Raw genomic sequence first — 16178 nt, 5'->3', positions numbered from 1 at the left:
GCCCGCCAGCACGGCGAGCAGGATGAGAAAGGTCTGAAATTTCGCTTCCATGATGATCTGTCTTCACCCGGAAGCGGTCGCAACGTCAATGCGTGCGGCTTACACCAGCCGCTCGGCCACGATGCGGCCGATGCGTGCGAACACGGTTTCGATCTGCGCCGCGGTCGGCGTGCCGCCCTGAGTATAGGCCGCGATCAGGATCGGTGCATCGGGCTTCGTGTCGATTTTGGGCCAGGCCACTGCGACGTCGCCGGAGGCGTCCTTGCCGTTGTTGCCGGTCTTGTCGCCGATCTTCCAGCTTGCGGGGAGCCCGCCACGCAGCCGGTTCGCGCCGGTCTTGCAACCCACCAGCCACTCCGTGAGCTGCGCGCGCGAGGTGGCCGACAGCGCCTCGCCCGTGAGCAGCCGGCGCAGATTGCCTGCCATCGCCGCCGGCGTCGTGGTGTCGTGGGGATCACCGGGCGGTGAGCGGTTGAGCTCGGGCTCGTTGTGGTCGAGCCGCGAGGTGGTGTCGCCGAGTGAGCGCCAGAATGCCGTGAGCGCGGCGGGGCCGCCGATCCGTGCCAACAGCAAATTGGCGCAGGTGTTGTCGCTGAGCTCGACGATCGCCTTGCACATCTCGGTGACCGACATTGCGCCGGCGGCAATGTTCTGCCTGGCGACCGGTGCGTACTCCAGCAGGTCGGCCTTGCCGTACGGGATCATGGCCGCAAGCTGATCCTCGCCACGATCGACCCGCGCCAGGACGCAAGCCGCCAGCGAAGCCTTGAATGTCGAGCACATGACGAACCGTTCGTCAGCGCGCCAGGCGAGCTTTGCGCCGGTCGCGAGGTTTTCGGCATAGACCCCGATCCGGCCGCCACTCTCGCGCTCATAGGTTTCGAGCTCAGGCTGCGCGTCCGCGGCGAGCGCAGGGGAGGCGGCCATCCAGCACAGCGAGGCGAGCAGCGAACGGCGGTCGAGAAGCATGGGGGACCTTTGAGTGAGATGGGCGGCGCGGTGGAGATGCGGCATGCACTCCATCCGGCTCGTCTGCGGCGAGCGCAGCGAAGCAATCCAGAATCCGTGCCGCGGAAATAGCTGGATTGCTTCGCTGCGCTCGCAATGACGGTTGCTTCGCTGCGCTCGCAATGACGGAGGATGTGGGACGAGTGCGCCCGATTTCGGGCAGCGGATGGTCGCGCCCCTCACTCCCGCAGGTCATACCGATAGGATTTCGACACGATCTGCCAGCCGTCGGCGAGCTTCATCGCCACCAGATAGTCGGTGAAAAAACGCGGCGGCAATTGGCACCGGACCTTGATGAAGGCGGTCTTGTCGTCCGAACGGTCGATGGTGACGATGAAATCCTCGCGCGCCTTGCCTTCGGCCTTGCCGGAGGGACGCTTGCGCACGCGGTCGAGCCAGTCCGGCACGGTCAGCACCTGCAGCTCGCCCTTCTCGACCCAGCGCAAATCGGCGGAGGGGTGGAAGATGGCGCCGAGTTTTTCGGCATCGCCCTCGTAAAGTCCGTCGAAGTAAGATTGCACGACGGCTTCGACGCTCGAACGGTTCTGGCTCATGGTCATCCCTTTGAATGATGGCTCAGGGCGAACTTAGTCGTACACATCAAAATGCGCTATGGTGTCCGTACCATTGGCGCAAGGACGCTGTGATGACCGGATCAGAGAATTCGAACGCTTCCTTCCTGATCGGCGAATGCTACTGCCGCACCGTGCGCTACGAGGTGGCGGACGCGTTCTCCTATGCGATGAACTGCCACTGCTCGGATTGCCGCCGCACCACGGGCGCCGCCTTCAAGCCGTTCGCCGGCATCGAGCAGAGCAAGCTCCGCATCATCAGAGGGGAGGACCAGCGCACCATCTACGGTGACGACACCACCCACGACGCCCACTGCGCCCGCTGCGGCTCGCTGCTTTATTCCCGGGTGCGCGAGGGAAAATGGGTCCATGTCGCCATGGGAACCCTGGTCGATGTCCCCTCCATCCGACCGAGCGCCCACATTTTCGTGGGCTCGAAGGCGTCCTGGCACGAGATTACGGACAATCTGCCTCAATATCGGGGCCACATCGGGGATGCCTGAGGGAACCTGCTGCGCACCTGTTTCGCGGCGAACCGCGGCCGGACTGGCGCGACAAACAAAAGGGGTCTTTCGGCCCGCCGCCGGCGCCACCTTCGTGACCTCCGTCACAAGCGTCCGCGACGGACCCTGCTAAAGCCGTCCCAAAGGGGCTCGAACTGCCCTGAACTCGGAAGTCGTGTCATGCGCCAATTGCTCAGACTTTGCCCACTTCTCCTCGTCGTCGCGCTGCTATTCGGCACCGGGCCCGCTTTCGCCGGGAAGCGCGTCGCGCTGGTGATCGCCAACTCCGCCTATCAGCATGCGCCGTCGCTTACGAACCCCGTCAATGACGGTTCGGTGATGGCCAGGACGCTGAAGGAGGCCGGGTTCGACATCGTCGATTCCCGGCGCGATCTGACGGCGCAGGAAACCCGGCGTGTGCTGCGCGAATTCGCCGACGGGACCCGCGATGCCGATATCGCCGTAGTCTATTATGCCGGCCACGGCATCGAGGTCGAAGGCTCGAATTATCTGATCCCTGTCGACGCCAAGCTGGAGCGTGACACCGACGTCTTTGACGAGGCGCTCTCCCTCGACCGCGTCCTGGTCGCGGTCGAACCGGCCAAGCAGCTTCGCCTGGTGATCCTGGATGCCTGCCGTGACAATCCGTTCGGCAAGACCATGAAGCGCACGGTCGCCTCGCGCGGCATCGGCCGCGGCCTCGCCCAGGTTGAGCCGACCAGCTCCAACACGCTGATCGCCTATTCGGCCAAGGCCGGCTTCACGGCGCAGGACGGCGACGGTGCGAACAGCCCCTTCACCGTGGCGCTGTCGAAGCATCTGACGACGCCCGGCCTCGACGTCCGCCGCGCCTTCGGCTTCGTGCGCGACGACGTGCTCAAGTCGACAGGTAACAAGCAGGAGCCGTTCGTCTATGGCTCGCTCGGCGGCGAAGACGTTCCGCTGGTGCCGGTCAAGGTGACCGCTGCCGCTGCGCCCGCGGCGAATCCTCAGGCTGACATCCGCCGCGATTACGAACTCGCGCTCCAGGTCGGCAACAGGCCGGCGTGGGATGCCTTCCTTGCCCAGCATCCCGACGGCTTCTATGCGAGCCTCGCCAAGCTTCAGGTCGAAAAAATCGGCGCCGAACAGGCTCATGCGGCGGCCACCGAGAAGGCCAAGCAGGCCGAGGCCGAGCGCGATCGTCTCGCCGCGGTTGGCGCGCAGAAGGATACGCAGGCCAAGGCAGCCGCCGATGCGAAGGCCGCAGAGCAGGTACAGCTTGCCGCGCAAAAGGCCAAGGAGCAGGCGCAGCAGCAGGCGGCCGCCGCCGAGCAGCAGCGCGTCAATCTCGCCGCCGCGGCGCCGAGTGCAGCGCCCGCCAGCACGGCGAGCCCAGCCGGCACCAACGTCGCGTCGCTGACGCCGGCCACCGCGCCGGCCGATCTCAGCCGCTCGGTGCAGACCGAGCTCGGCCGCGTCGGCTGCTTCTCCGGCGCCGCCGACGGCAACTGGACCACGTCCGCACAGCGCTCGTTGTCGCAGTTCAACCGTTATGCCGGCACCAAGCTCGACGTGAAGGTGGCGAGCACCGATGCACTCGACACGGTCAAGTCGAAACAGTCGCGCGTCTGTCCGCTGGTTTGCGAGCACGGCTTCAAGGCCGACGGCGACAAGTGCACCAGGATCGTTTGCCGTGATGGCTATGCGCTCAACGACGACAACGAGTGCGAGAAGCAGCGTGCCGCCAGGCCCGCCAAGCCTGCGACTGCAAAGCGTGACGACGGCGACGAGCGTCCCGCACGGCAGCGTCGTCAAGCCGGCGGTGAAGCTGCCGGAGCAGCTGGCGGCTTTGGCGGCGCTGCCGGCATTGCTGCTGCTGCTGGCGCCAGCCGCCCCTCGAGTGGCGGACAGCTATTCTGCAATAACGGCGGCTGCCGTCCGGTCAACCGCGGCTGCCATCTCGAATATCGCGGCGGCGGCGGCCCCGGCAATGATGCCAATGCCGAGGTATGTAATTAGGATTGCGGAAGTGAGTTCAAGTTGAGATCGCGCTGGCCGCGATGTTGACGGTCAGCGCCAGCAAGGCCGTGTTGTAGATGAATGAGACGATGCCGTGCGCGGTGGCGGTGCGGCGGATGGTCTTGTCGGAGATGCCGACATCGGAGACCTGGGCGGTCATGCCGATCACGAACGAGAAATAGACGAAGTCCCAATAATCCGCGTGGTCTTCCTTGTCGCCGCTGGGAAACTGAAGGCCGCCCGGCGTGGCGTGTCGGTAATAATCATGCGCGTAATGCAGCGCGAAGATCGTGTGCACGGCGGCCCATGACAATACGATGGTGGTGATTGCGATGCTCAGCTCCAGGACGCCGCGATGCGGCGTTCCAAGCTCGGAGACGATCGCGGCGATGCTGGCGAAGGCGCCGATCGCCGTCACCAGCAGGATCACGAAGCGACCGTCGTCCTGCATCGCTGCGGCGCGGCGGATGTGCTGGTGGTCGTTGCACAGCATCATCGCGTAGACCAGCACCAGATAAACGGCGATCAACGCATCCCAGCCGAACAGAAGCCGCGTGACCAGCCGGTGCGAACCCGGGATGAGCAGGCAGACGAGAATACCAACGGCAAGCGACATGAACGTCCGCGGACGCGCATAAATCAGCCGCATCGGCCGCGACATCTTGCGAAAGCGGGCGAGGGCGGGGTCTTCCTTGTTGCCGCCCGCCATCGCGCTATCAGCTCTTCCGTTCGGCCACGAACCGCGCAGCCGCTTGCAGCACGGCGGCGCGATCGCCGAAAATCGAGACCGCGCTGTCGGCGCGCGCGAGCAGGTCGCGCACGCGCTGCTTGGCACCTTCGATGCCGAGCTGGGTGACAAAGGTGGTCTTGCCGAGAGCTGCATCGGCGCCGGCAGGCTTGCCGAGCGCGGCGGCATCGCCTTCGACGTCGAGCAGGTCGTCGGCGATCTGGAAGGCTTCACCGAGCGCGCGGCCGTAATCGTCGAGCGCCTGATATTCCTTTTGCGAGGCCTGGCCGAGGATCGCGCCGGCGATGCAGCCGTAGCGCAGCAGCGCGCCGGTCTTCATCTGCTGAATGCGGGCGACGTCGATCGGCTCATTGCCGCCAAAGCGGCCTTCGCCGGCAAGGTCGAGAATCTGGCCGCCGACCATGCCGCCGATGCCGGCGCAGCGCGCCAGTGCGCGGGTCAGCAAAAGCCTGACATTGGCGTCGCGATGGATCTCGTCGCGGGTGATGATGTCGAAGGCGAGCGTCAGGAGGCCGTCACCGGCGAGGATCGCGGTCGCGTCGTCCGTCTTCTTGTGCAAGGTCGGGCGGCCGCGGCGCAGGTCCGAATTGTCCATCGCCGGCAGATCGTCGTGGATCAGGGAATAGCAGTGGATGCATTCGAGCGCCGCACCGGCGAGCAGCGCGGCTTCGCGCGGCACGCCGAACACGGCCGCGCTCTCGACCACCAGGAAGGGCCGCAGGCGCTTGCCGCCGTTAAGGCTCGAATAGCGCATTGCGTCCATCAGTCGCTTGGGCCGGGCGATCTCATCGGGCAGGATGTCGTCCGACAGCAGGCGCCCGAGCAGCGCCTCGGTGTCATCAGCGGTCTTGTCCAGACGTTTGGCGAAATCGGACGGGGACGTGCCGGTCATCAAGAAGGGCTCCAGAACTAAAATTCGGCGGGACAATCCTTTATGCGCCCGTCTCAGTCAATCGTTTGGAAGGCCTAAAAAGTGCTGGAAAAGACCCGAATTATCACAGACTTAATGCCGGGCCCGTGGCCGCGTTTCGTTCTGCGCCGGAAAGGTTGATTTGCGCGTCGTCAAAACCCTTCTCCTGGTGCTCGCGGTCGCGGTTCTCGCGCCCTATGTCGTCGCGCCGTTCTACCGCGCCGGCCATCCCGTTTCGACGCTGATGATCTGGCGCTCGCTTCGGGGTGCGCCGATGCAGCGGGAATGGATCGATCTGGCGGCGATGTCGCCCTCGCTGCCACGCTCGGTGGTGGCGGCCGAGGACGCCCATTTCTGCAAGCATCACGGTATCGACTGGGGGGCGCTGCGTGAGGCGGTCGACGATGCCCGGGAGGACGGCACCCCGTTCCGGGGCGCTTCCACCATCACCCAGCAGGTGGCGAAAAACCTGTTCCTGTGGCAGGGGAGGGACTTCGTCCGCAAGGCGCTGGAATTCCCGCTGGCGCTGTGGATCGATCTCGTGCTGCCCAAGGCACGGATCCTGGAGATTTACCTCAACATCGCTGAGCTGGGACCACAGGGCCAGTTTGGGGCCGAGGCGGGCAGCGCCTATGCCTTCGGCAAATCGGCGGCGAACCTCTCCCCCCGGGAGGCGGCGCTTCTGGCCTCGATCCTGCCGAATCCGGTCAAACGCAGCGCCAGGACGCCGGGACCGGGTGTCCGGCGACTGGCCGGGACCTATGTGGCGAGGGCGCAGGCGAGCTCGCTTTCGACCTGCTGGCGGGAGAATCGCTGATTTCCGGTCCTTTTCGGGCGCATTTTCCGGCCCAGAGCCCTAGATTTAAGGCAGGCCTTCCTCTATAAGCCCGGCCTTGACCGGCATTCAGCTCGCCTCGGTTTGCGGGTGCTGAGCCGTCCCCTCGCGGACGATGCCCTGATGACACCAATCCCTAGAGGATACTGAAATGGCCGTTCCGAGAAGAAAAACCTCGCCGTCGCGCCGCGGCATGCGCCGCTCGGCTGACGCCATCAAGAAGCCGACCTATGTGGAAGACAAGGACTCCGGCGAGCTCCGTCGTCCGCATCATCTCGACCTCAAGACCGGCATGTACAAGGGCCGTCAGGTCCTGAAGAAGAAAGAGTCCTGAATTCAGGACCTTTCCCAGGCAGGATGATTTCGCCTGCCTGATTTCGGCCAATCCATGAGATATGACAGTGACGGCGGCGGAGCGAATGCTTCGCCGCCGCATTGTCCTGTCTGGATTTCTTGATCGAGAAGGCATTTCGCCGATGGTCGGTTTCCCGCTGCTCCTCATCCCGCTTGCGGTCTACAACATCATCGCCTTCCTGATGCCCAGCGTGTCTTTTACGGACGTGCTGTTCAGGGTGCCGATGATCACGGGCGAGGCCTGGCCGGTCACGCTTGCCGACGTGATGCTCGCGCTAGGTGTCGTGCTGCTGCTGCTCGAGGTGGTCAAGGGCGCGCGGCCCGGGTCGAAATTCCTGATGGATCATTTGCTGTCGCTGATTGTGTTCGGCGCGGCTGCGGCCGAATTCGTGATGTGGCCCAAATTCGGCAACTCCACCTATTTCCTTCTGGTGCTGCTGGCGATGGCCGATTTCCTCGGCGGCATCGCCCAGCGCACCCGCCGCCGCGTCGCTTATGTCGCCGAAACGACAGTGCCGGCGCCTCGCAAGGCCAAGCGCCAGGCCGAGACGCCGGCGGATGAAGGGACGTTCGAGCCCAAGTTCGAGCCGGTCGTTGCGCCGCCCGCATCCGCGCCTTCCGCGCAATCGGTCGCCGAATCCGTACTGATGGATCATCCCGCGCCAAAGCCTGTGAGCACGCCCTCGCCGGAAATTCCCTCGCCGCATTTGCAGCCGGGCAACGGCACCCAGCCGTCTCCCGACGCGCCGCGCTGATTCAAGCCACCTGGCGCGTGCGCGCGGTCACGCTCGGAAGCGGGCGCTTGCTGCCATAGGCGACCTGCGCATCCTCGGAAGACACGCGGCGAAGTCGGCTCGCCTGGGGCAGGTGCTCGGCATTGGCGATGAGCTGGGCGACGAAGCTCGGATCGGGGCGCGGCAGCGGTGCCTTGTGGACCCACTGCAAAACCGGCATCAGCGGCACCACAGCCGAGCCTGTGCCGTTGTCCGCCACGTCCACTTGATCAGTACTCAACATCGCGATCACCGTTGACCCGGCTTGGATTGTCGCGTTTCGAGACGCTGGCGCCGGTGCGTGTGATGTACTCGCAAGGCCTATGCCGGACGGGCCGGTTTGGTTCCTGCACGAGAACAAACGTGGTTTCCAAATTGTTTATCAACTTTGCCTAGGGTCAATGGCGAATCTGGCTTTATCCTGTGCCGACTCAGGACTCCCCGCTGTCCCGAAACGAGGCGATTTTGACCCCCGCATTGCCGCAAGCCTCCGACATCCTGGCTGCCCTCGGCCAGGCCGTGTTCGCCTGGGACATCGCCAGCGATGCCATCGTCTGGGGTGAGCAGGTCGGCGCCATCTTCCCCGGGATTCCCACCGAACGGCTGGCCACCGGCGCCGAATTCGCAAGGCTGATCGAGCCCGCGCAATCGCTGCGGACCGCCGCGCTGGCGCAGACCTCAGCCGTGCATGGCGCCGACGGCACGCCCTACCGGGTCGAGTACGGCGTGCGCATGAGTGCCGCGGATCCCGTAGTCTGGATCGAGGAGACCGGCCGGTGGTTCGCCGGCCCGGACGGCCGCCCGGTGCGTGCGATCGGCTCCGTCCGCATCAACAATGAACGCCATGCCCGCGACGAGGAATTGACGAAGCTCGCCCGGCTCGATCCGCTGACCGGCGAGCTCAATCGCTCGCATCTGATCGCCGCGCTGGCCGAGGCCATCGAGGAGACCACCCGTTTCCGCTCGACCGCGGCCTTCATGCTGGTCGGCATCGATCATCTCGCGCGTGTCAACGAGGCCTTCGGCTTCGACGTTGCCGACGCCGTGATCCTCGACGTCGCCACGCGCATTCGCGCGCGCTTACGCGGCGGCGACGTGCTCGGCCGCTTCTCCGGCAACAAGTTCGGCCTGATCCTGAAGAACTGCACCGTCGACGACATGAACGTCGCCGCCGAGCGCTTCCTCGCCGGCATTCGCGACGAGGTGGTGCCGACCAAATCCGGCCCGGTGTCGGTCACCGCCTCGATCGGCGCGGTCAGCGTGCCGCGCTATGCCCGCAACACCGATGAAGCCGTCAATCGCGCCCACGAGACCCTGGACACCGCGAAACAACGCCGAGTCGGCTCGTTCGCAGCCTGGCGCCCGGATGCCGCGCGCGACGCCCAGCGCCGCGTCAACATCCGCGTCACCGACGAGATCGTCACCGCATTGAATGAGCGCCGCATCAAGCTCGCCTATGAGCCGGTGGTTGCCGCCCTCTCGCGCGAGTGCGCTTTTCACGAATGCCTGGTGCGGATGGACCAGGGCGACGGCCAGGTGCTGCTCGCGCCCGACATCGTGCCGGTCGCGGAACGGCTCGGCCTGATCCGCCTGGTCGATCACCGCGTGCTCGAGCTCGTGGTCGCCGAGCTCGCCGCCGCGCCCGACATCTGCCTCAGCCTCAACATCTCGCCGGACACGACCATGGATCCGGATTGGTGGGCCGGAATCGAATCGCTCATGCGCGCCCATCCCGGCGTTGCCGAGCGGCTGATCGTCGAGATCACCGAAACCGTCGCGATCCAGGACATCGACGACGTGCGCGGCTTCGTCACCCGGCTGAAGAATTTCGGCAGTCGCATCGCCATCGACGATTTCGGTGCCGGCTACACCTCGTTCCGTAATCTGCGCAAGCTCGGCGTGGACATCGTGAAGATCGACGGCGCGTTCGTGCAGAACATCACTCGCTCCGCCGACGACCGCGCCTTCGTGCAGACCTTGATCGACCTCGCTCGCCGCCTCGACATCAAGACGGTGGCCGAATGGGTGCAGGACGAAGAAGCTGCGAACATGCTGCGCGACTGGGGCTGCGACTACATCCAGGGCCGCCTGATCGGGCTCGCCTCAGCCGACCGCCCCTGGGGCGCGCCGCCGGATAGCGTGCTGCCCGCGGCAAGCTGAGACACCCTGCCAAACCCTCACGCGCCCTCATCCAGCGCCACGAGCTCGCGCTTCTTGCGCAACGCGGGCAATAACGGCGCTATCAGCAGCACCAGCGCGAGCGCCAGACACGCTGCCGAGATCGGGCGCTGCACGAAGGTCCAGAGGTCGCCCTGCGACAGGATCAGCGACTTGCGCAGATTGTTCTCCATCATCGGTCCCAGCACGAACGCCAGCACCAGCGGCGCGGGCTCGAAGCCGAGCTTGCGCATGAAATAACCGATGATGCCGAACGCGATCATCACATAGACGTCGAACACGTTGTTGCTCGAGCAATAGACGCCCAGGATAGTGAACAGGATGATCAGCGGGAACAGGATATTGTAGGGCAGCTTGAGCAGCTGCACCCACATGCCGATCAGCGGCAAATTGAGGATCAGCAGCATGACGTTGCCGATATACATGCTGGCGACGATGCCCCAGAACAGGCCGGGGTTCTGCGTGATCAGCAGCGGCCCCGGTTGCAGGCCATGGATGACGAAGGCGCCGAGCAGTAGCGCCATTACCACGTTCGGGGGGATGCCCAAGGTCATCAGCGGAATGAAAGCGCCTCCGGCCGCCGCGTTGTTGGCGGATTCGGGACCCGCTACGCCCTCGATCGCGCCATGGCCGAAACGCTCCGGCGTTTTCGACAGCCGCTTCTCCAGGGCATAGGACGCGAACGAGGCGACCACGGCGCCGCCGCCCGGGAGAATGCCGAGCAGGAAGCCGAGGAACGTGCCGCGAGCCACCGGGCCGGCGCTCGCCTGCCAATCGGCCTTGCTGGGCAGCAACTGCGTGATCCTGGCGTTGATGATATCGCGCTTGATCGCCTGCTCGGTATTGAGCAGCACCTCGGCGACGCCGAACAGGCCCATCACGACGGGCACGAGTCCGATGCCGTCGATCAGCTCCATGCGGCCGAACGTCAGCCGCGGCTGCGCCGTGATGCTGTCGAGGCCGATCAGTCCGAGCACGACGCCGATACATGCCATCAGGAGCGCCTTCGGCATTGATCCCTGAGTGAGGAACGTGAGCACGATGAGGCCGAGCACCATCAGGCTAAAATATTCGGCAGGGCCAAACGCGATGGCGATGTTGGCGAGCCGAGGTGCCACCAGCATCAGCGCAACGAGCGAAAATGTGCCGGCGATGAAGGAGCCGAAGGCGGAGATGCCCAGCGCAGGGCCGGCACGGCCCTGCTTCGCCATCTGGTGGCCGTCAATACAGGTCACGACTGAAGCCGCCTCGCCCGGGATATTGACCAGGATCGAAGTGGTCGAGCCACCATACATCGAGCCGTAATAGATCCCCGCCATCATGATGATGCCGGATTCCGGCGTTCCTGACAGTGTCACCGGAAGCAACAGAGACATCGCCGAGATCGGCCCGATGCCTGGCAGTACACCGACCAGCGTACCGATGAAGACGCCGATGAAACAGTAGAGCAGGTTGATCGGCAGGAGCGCGACGCCAAACCCGTGCGCGACGTTGACGAGCGTATCCATGCGATCAACCGATCCCGAACAGGCCCGAGGGTAGCTGGATCAGCAGCAGCCGCTTGAGTACCCACCACATTCCGAGCGGCACCAGCGCGGCGATCGGGATCGCCAGCGTCCAACGCACGGGATCGATCAAGCGCAGCAAAAGCAACATGAGCGGAATCGATGACAGCAGGAATCCCAGCGGCTCGAGGGCAAAGGAGAACGCAGTGAGGCAGGCGATGACGAGAAGCGGCTTGCTCCAGCTCACATTGTCCCAGCGCGAAGCCAGCGTTGGCCCGCCCTCGGTGATGGCCGAGATGATAATGCTGGCCGCGAACACGCACATCAGGATGCCCGTGTAGAACAGTACGTAGCCGGAACCGGGATCGTTGATGGTGCCGAGCTTGAGCCTAACGCCCTGCCAGATCACGAAGCCGCCCAGCGCGAGCCCGATCAAGCCGCCCCAGAGTTCGGAGTTGTTGAAACGGAGTTTGACGGTGGTTTGGTCGTTCATCGATACCCTCTCGGTCGTGCCCCGGACGCTACGCAGCGCGACGCGGTGTGCTGCAGATCCGGGACACGAAAGTGGCTCAATCCTACTTCTTCGCAAGCCCGAGCGTGTCGATCACCTTGCGCTCTGACTCCGTGACCTCGACGACGAACTTTTTGTAGTCCTCGGTATTCTTGTAGCTCGGCACCATGTCGTATTTGGCGAGCGTGGCGATCACCGCGGGGTCCTCGACCGCCTTCTTGAAGGCGTCGTGCAGCTTGGCGACGATCTTGGGATCCATGCCCTTGGGGCCGGCGATGCCGAACGGGGAATCATAGACCATGGGATAGCCGAGTTCCTTCAGCGTTGGCACGTCAGGATAATTCGGCGATCGCGCGCCGGTCCACACCATGAGAAGCTTCAGCTTACCGGCGTCAACCAAGGGCCGCCAACCGGTGGAGTCGGCCTGCAGCATGGTGTGTTGGCCGAGTACTGCGGCGTTGGTCTCTGCCCCGCCCTTGAACGGCACCTGCGTGAGCTTGATGCCGGACATCGCGGCGATTTGCTCCATGCCGATATGAAGCGAGGTGCCTGTGCCCGGCGTCGCGTAGGTCACCTTGCCCGGATTTGCCTTCGCGAACTCGACCACGTCTTTCCAGGACTTGAACTGCGACTCGGCGCTGGTGGTTACGCCGAAGGTGTAGCCGGTGAGGTGAACGATATAGGTGAAGTCCTTCGCCGGATCCCAGGACACCTCCTGCATCAGGGGCAGGCGGAAGACGGTGATCGGAAGCTGTGAGATGGTGTAGCCGTCCGGCTTCGCAGCCGCGGCCATGGTGGCAGGTCCAACAGTGCCGCCGCCGCCGGCCTTGTTGTCGATCACGATCGGCTGCCCCAGGACCTTAGACGCACTGTCGGCGATCGCGCGCATCGAGATGTCGGTCGATCCGCCGGCGGGCCATGGCACGATCAGCGTCACCGGTTTGGTGGGATAATCCTGCGCACCGGCGGCGGTTGCGAGCAGCGCGCTCACAACGGCATGCATGGCGGCAAAGGCGATTGTCTTCAGCCCGTATCGCGACATCGAAACTCCTCCCTCGCGGTGGCCTGGTTCGGGCCAGCCGTTTCTCATTGTTAGATGGGATTGTCCCCGAATTCATGGGAGAAGAAAAGCGCATTGCGCGGGTGCGATACGGTGATCCCGCCGAAAAGCGCACGTGCGACAATTGGTCGTTTGAAGGCGTGCCGAGATACGGAATTTGCCTTCGGTGGGGCCCTTACGCCACGCGGCGTACTGCGCTCAGCGTCTCGATCACGCGTCCGACCTCCGCGGCCGGGGAGGGCTTGCCGAAATAATATCCCTGCACGGCGGTGCAGCCGCATTCGCGGACGAAGTCGAGTTGTTCAATCGTCTCCACACCCTCCGCCGTGGTCTCGACGCCGAGCACCGAGCCGAGGCTGGCGATGGTGCGGACGATCGCCACACTCTCCGGGCTTTCACTGATCGTGCCGACGAAGGAGCGGTCGATCTTGATCCGGTCGAACGGAAATCTGCGCAAATAGCTCAGCGAAGAATAGCCGACGCCGAAATCGTCGAGGCTGACGCGCACCCCCAACGCGCGAAGTTGGTGCAGGATCTCGATCGTCGATTCACTGTCGTCGAGCAGCGCCGTCTCGGTGAGCTCGAGCTCGAGCCGATGCGGTGGCAGGCCTGCCTCCGCAAGCGCGCTCGTCACCATCGTCACCAGCCCGCGCGAGCGGAATTGCACCGGCGACAGGTTCACGGCGACGGTGAGATCGGGCCATGTCGCGGCAGTCGCGCAGGCCGTGCGCAGCACCCACTCGCCGATCGGAACGATCAGGCCGTTCTCTTCCGCAATCGGAATGAATTCCGCCGGTGAGACGAGGCCGCGCGAGGGATGTTTCCAGCGCAGCAGCGCCTCGAAGCCGGTAAGTTCGGTGGTGTCGAGCCGCACCTGCGGCTGGAATGCCAGGTGGAATTCACGGGCCTCCAGCGCGCCGCGCAGGTCGTGCTCGAGCGCGTGCCGGCTGCGAGCCTCTTTCTCCATTTCGGGCTCGAACAGCTGATAGGCGCCGCGCCCCTTGGCCTTGGCCTGGTACAGCGCGAGGTCGGCGCATTTCATCAGCTCGTCGGCGTCGAGCCCATGATCGGGCGCGATTGCGATGCCGACGGAGACGCCAACATGCATCGACTGGTGCTCCAGCGGCGGCGGGTGACCGATGATCTCGACCAGGCGGCGCGCGAGCCTTTCCGCCGATTGCGGCTGCGGCCCGCGCTGGAGAACCGCGAACTCGTCGCCACCGAGCCGCGCGACGGTGTCGTGCTCGCCGACATTCTCCTTCAGCTGCGCCGCGACCCAGCGCAACAGCCGGTCGCCGGCCGCGTGGCCGAGGCGATCGTTGACGGTCTTGAAATTGTCGAGGTCGAAGCACAGCACGGCCATCGCGCCGCCGGCGATCGCGACCTGGTTCAGTCCCTCGCCCATCTTCTCGCGGAACAGAGTGCGATTGGGCAGGTCGGTGAGTGAATCGTGCCGCGCCATGTGCGCCACGCGGGCCTGGGCCTTGTGGCGTTCGGTGACATCCTCATAGGTGACGACCCAGCCGCCATGCTCCATTCGCTTGTGATTGAGCTTGATGATGCGGCCGTCGCCCAAATAGCGGTGCAGCGTGTGCTCGCCCTCGCGCAGCCTCTCGACATAGTCGGCATAGAGCCGCGCGGCGGTGGTGTTTGGATGGATGCCGAGCTCGCAGCTGTGCTCCATGATCTCGCGCATCGACACACCCGGCTTCACCAATTCGGGTGACAGTCCGTACATCTCGATGTAGCGCCGATTGCAGACGATGACGCGCAAGCTCGAATCGAGCATACACAGGCCCTGGCTCATGTTGTTCAGGGCCGCGTCGAAGCGCCGATACTGCTCGCTCAGCTCCTCGACTGCGTGCTCGCGTTCGGTGATGTCCTCGTAGGTGGCCACAAAACCACCCTCGGCCAGAGCGCAATAGCGCACCGAGATCGTGGTGTCGTTCGACATCCGCCGGCGTATCGGCGAGGAGTTGCGGTCGGCAATCCTTGCGCTGGCGGCTTCCAGGAGTTGTTGCGGACTATACTCGGAGGAGAACGCGCCGTTTGCCATCGAGCGTTCGATCAGTTCGCCGAGATGCGTGCCCGGCTTGGCTTCCTCCGGCGAGAGCCGATAGATCTTCCGGTAGGTGGTGTTGCAGACGCGCAGGCGCATCTCGCTGTCGTAGAAGGCGAGTCCGTGCGCCATGTTCTCCAGCGCCGCGTCGAGCATGAAGTTCTGCTGCCTCAGCATCTCCTCGTATTGCAGCCGCTCGGTGACGTCTTCGTGCACGGTCACCCAGCCGCCGTCGGGCAGAAAACGGGAAGCCACCTGCACCATCCGTCCGTCATAACGCATCACCAGCAGGTTTTTCGCCTTCCGGGTGCGCACGTCCTCCAGCCTGGTGTCGTGGAATTCGTCGGCCGACATCCCCGGCAGGTTGCCGCGCGACATCCAATGCTCGATGACCGTACAATGCGAGACGCCCGGCTTCACGATTTCCGGGTCGAGATTGTAGAGCTTCAGGAAACGTTCGTTGCAGACGACGACGCGGCTGTCGGCGTCGTACATGATCAATCCGTGCGCCATGTTGGCGAGCGCGTGCTGGCTGCGCTCGGTCTGCACGCGCAGCTCCGCCTCGACCCGGGCGAGGCGGCTGACGTCGTCGCAGATCGTCATCCAGCCGCCGCCGGGAAGCGGTTTTAGCTCGAGCGCCATGACCAGGCCGCTCGCGAGCGTCTGCTGAGTCCGGAACGGCTGGCCGGCTGCGATCCGCGCCATGCGGGCGGCATAGAGTGCGTCGACTTCCCCCGCAGGGATGTTGCCGAGGGCCACGCTGTGGGCGAGCACGTCACGGTAGTTCGTGCCGACCCGCACGATTTCGGCCGACATGTTGAACAGGCTGAGGTAGCGCTGATTGACCAGCACGATCCGGTTGCCGGCATCGTAGACGCAGACGCCTTGCTCCATGTGGTCGAGCGCAAGCTGGCTCAGCCCGACCAGGGCCTTCGGGCCCTGCTCGCGGCGTGCATCAAGCTCGTTGTCGCGGATCGACGTCATGGGGCGGCGGGGTCTCGGCGGGCAATAGACTTAACGCGATGTAATTCAGTCGCCGAGGCTAGCGAAGAGGCGGGAAAATTCCCTTAAGCGCCTTAGTTTACGGAGGGTGACCGGCGATGCAGGGATGCTGCCAATGTGAAGGGGGGCAAGGTACCGTCGCGCCGGTCGACCTGCGCA

The 16178-nt window shown here is 64.7% G+C and carries 15 protein-coding genes; 6 read left to right on the top strand and 9 right to left on the bottom strand.

Annotated features, from left to right (window positions below; all coding sequences use genetic code 11):
• Positions 1 to 99: 99 nt before the first annotated feature.
• Positions 100 to 969, bottom strand: a complete 870-nt coding sequence (gene bla / locus IVB47_RS21100) for a class A beta-lactamase (protein WP_027566024.1) — start codon at positions 967 to 969, stop codon at positions 100 to 102.
• Between the two features lie 218 nt (positions 970 to 1187).
• Positions 1188 to 1562, bottom strand: coding sequence for a nuclear transport factor 2 family protein (locus tag IVB47_RS21095; RefSeq protein ID WP_106941496.1), 375 nt, complete (start codon positions 1560 to 1562; stop codon positions 1188 to 1190).
• Between the two features lie 92 nt (positions 1563 to 1654).
• Here IVB47_RS21095 and IVB47_RS21090 point away from each other — a divergent pair, with 92 nt between their 5' ends.
• Together IVB47_RS21090 and IVB47_RS21085 are read left to right on the top strand one after the other, a co-directional pair.
• Positions 1655 to 2083 (top strand): GFA family protein, encoded by a 429-nt coding sequence (locus IVB47_RS21090; RefSeq protein WP_247463913.1) that lies wholly within the window; start codon positions 1655 to 1657, stop codon positions 2081 to 2083.
• Between the two features lie 180 nt (positions 2084 to 2263).
• Positions 2264 to 4084, top strand: coding sequence for a caspase family protein (locus tag IVB47_RS21085; RefSeq protein WP_247463911.1), 1821 nt, complete (start codon positions 2264 to 2266; stop codon positions 4082 to 4084).
• Positions 4085 to 4100: 16 nt separating this feature from the next.
• Here the strand turns inward: IVB47_RS21085 and IVB47_RS21080 are convergent, their stop codons facing one another.
• Together IVB47_RS21080 and IVB47_RS21075 are read right to left on the bottom strand one after the other, a co-directional pair.
• Positions 4101 to 4793 (bottom strand): DUF1345 domain-containing protein, encoded by a 693-nt coding sequence (locus IVB47_RS21080; protein ID WP_027566020.1) that lies wholly within the window; start codon positions 4791 to 4793, stop codon positions 4101 to 4103.
• Between the two features lie 7 nt (positions 4794 to 4800).
• On the bottom strand, positions 4801 to 5724 hold the full coding sequence (locus tag IVB47_RS21075) for a polyprenyl synthetase family protein (RefSeq protein ID WP_007615948.1): 924 nt from the start codon (positions 5722 to 5724) through the stop codon (positions 4801 to 4803).
• 160 nt (positions 5725 to 5884) lie between these two features.
• Here IVB47_RS21075 and mtgA point away from each other — a divergent pair, with 160 nt between their 5' ends.
• From mtgA to IVB47_RS21060, 3 genes are all read left to right on the top strand, one after another.
• Positions 5885 to 6559 (top strand): monofunctional biosynthetic peptidoglycan transglycosylase, encoded by a 675-nt coding sequence (gene mtgA / locus IVB47_RS21070; protein WP_247463908.1) that lies wholly within the window; start codon positions 5885 to 5887, stop codon positions 6557 to 6559.
• A 169-nt stretch (positions 6560 to 6728) separates the two neighbouring features.
• The gene (gene rpmF / locus IVB47_RS21065) at positions 6729 to 6911 is read left to right on the top strand and encodes a 50S ribosomal protein L32 (protein WP_007598106.1); all 183 of its coding nucleotides are present in this window, start codon (positions 6729 to 6731) and stop codon (positions 6909 to 6911) included.
• 142 nt (positions 6912 to 7053) lie between these two features.
• Positions 7054 to 7686, top strand: a complete 633-nt coding sequence (locus tag IVB47_RS21060) for a hypothetical protein (RefSeq protein WP_247357519.1) — start codon at positions 7054 to 7056, stop codon at positions 7684 to 7686.
• Position 7687: 1 nt separating this feature from the next.
• Here the strand turns inward: IVB47_RS21060 and IVB47_RS21055 are convergent, their stop codons facing one another.
• The gene (locus tag IVB47_RS21055) at positions 7688 to 7948 is read right to left on the bottom strand and encodes a hypothetical protein (RefSeq protein WP_247285467.1); all 261 of its coding nucleotides are present in this window, start codon (positions 7946 to 7948) and stop codon (positions 7688 to 7690) included.
• 221 nt (positions 7949 to 8169) lie between these two features.
• On the opposite strand from IVB47_RS21055, the gene IVB47_RS21050 reads away from it, so the two are divergent.
• Positions 8170 to 9864, top strand: coding sequence for a bifunctional diguanylate cyclase/phosphodiesterase (locus IVB47_RS21050; RefSeq protein WP_247463906.1), 1695 nt, complete (start codon positions 8170 to 8172; stop codon positions 9862 to 9864).
• Between the two features lie 17 nt (positions 9865 to 9881).
• Here IVB47_RS21050 and IVB47_RS21045 read toward each other — a convergent pair whose 3' ends face one another.
• The 4 genes from IVB47_RS21045 to IVB47_RS21030 form a co-directional block, all read right to left on the bottom strand.
• Positions 9882 to 11390: a tripartite tricarboxylate transporter permease gene (locus tag IVB47_RS21045; RefSeq protein WP_027566014.1), complete on the bottom strand. Its 1509-nt coding sequence runs from the start codon at positions 11388 to 11390 to the stop codon at positions 9882 to 9884.
• Between the two features lie 4 nt (positions 11391 to 11394).
• A complete protein-coding gene (locus IVB47_RS21040) occupies positions 11395 to 11880 on the bottom strand; it encodes a tripartite tricarboxylate transporter TctB family protein (RefSeq protein ID WP_027566013.1) in 486 nt (161 codons plus the stop codon).
• A gap of 82 nt (positions 11881 to 11962) precedes the next feature.
• Positions 11963 to 12940: a tripartite tricarboxylate transporter substrate binding protein gene (locus IVB47_RS21035; RefSeq protein WP_247285217.1), complete on the bottom strand. Its 978-nt coding sequence runs from the start codon at positions 12938 to 12940 to the stop codon at positions 11963 to 11965.
• A gap of 193 nt (positions 12941 to 13133) precedes the next feature.
• The gene (locus IVB47_RS21030) at positions 13134 to 16001 is read right to left on the bottom strand and encodes a PAS-domain containing protein (RefSeq protein ID WP_247463904.1); all 2868 of its coding nucleotides are present in this window, start codon (positions 15999 to 16001) and stop codon (positions 13134 to 13136) included.
• Between the last annotated feature and the right edge of the window lie 177 nt (positions 16002 to 16178).

This window comes from Bradyrhizobium sp. 62, assembly GCF_023073035.1.
GTDB lineage: Bacteria > Pseudomonadota > Alphaproteobacteria > Rhizobiales > Xanthobacteraceae > Bradyrhizobium.
The sequence above is the reverse complement of the archived record's forward strand: the minus strand, read 5'-3'. Positions and strand labels throughout refer to the sequence as shown.

Bases quoted from the DNA above. Each gene is read 5' to 3' on its own strand.
- IVB47_RS21045 (WP_027566014.1), bottom strand. From the start codon at position 11,390: ATGGATACGCTCGTCAACGTCGCGCACGGGTTTGGCGTCGCGCTCCTG.
- IVB47_RS21055 (WP_247285467.1), bottom strand. From the start codon at position 7,948: ATGTTGAGTACTGATCAAGTGGACGTGGCGGACAACGGCACAGGCTCG.
- bla (WP_027566024.1), bottom strand. From the start codon at position 969: ATGCTTCTCGACCGCCGTTCGCTGCTCGCCTCGCTGTGCTGGATGGCC.
- IVB47_RS21035 (WP_247285217.1), bottom strand. From the start codon at position 12,940: ATGTCGCGATACGGGCTGAAGACAATCGCCTTTGCCGCCATGCATGCC.
- IVB47_RS21040 (WP_027566013.1), bottom strand. From the start codon at position 11,880: ATGAACGACCAAACCACCGTCAAACTCCGTTTCAACAACTCCGAACTC.
- IVB47_RS21085 (WP_247463911.1), top strand. From the start codon at position 2,264: ATGCGCCAATTGCTCAGACTTTGCCCACTTCTCCTCGTCGTCGCGCTG.
- IVB47_RS21080 (WP_027566020.1), bottom strand. From the start codon at position 4,793: ATGGCGGGCGGCAACAAGGAAGACCCCGCCCTCGCCCGCTTTCGCAAG.
- IVB47_RS21095 (WP_106941496.1), bottom strand. From the start codon at position 1,562: ATGAGCCAGAACCGTTCGAGCGTCGAAGCCGTCGTGCAATCTTACTTC.
- IVB47_RS21075 (WP_007615948.1), bottom strand. From the start codon at position 5,724: ATGACCGGCACGTCCCCGTCCGATTTCGCCAAACGTCTGGACAAGACC.
- IVB47_RS21030 (WP_247463904.1), bottom strand. From the start codon at position 16,001: ATGACGTCGATCCGCGACAACGAGCTTGATGCACGCCGCGAGCAGGGC.
- IVB47_RS21090 (WP_247463913.1), top strand. From the start codon at position 1,655: ATGACCGGATCAGAGAATTCGAACGCTTCCTTCCTGATCGGCGAATGC.
- rpmF (WP_007598106.1), top strand. From the start codon at position 6,729: ATGGCCGTTCCGAGAAGAAAAACCTCGCCGTCGCGCCGCGGCATGCGC.
- IVB47_RS21060 (WP_247357519.1), top strand. From the start codon at position 7,054: ATGGTCGGTTTCCCGCTGCTCCTCATCCCGCTTGCGGTCTACAACATC.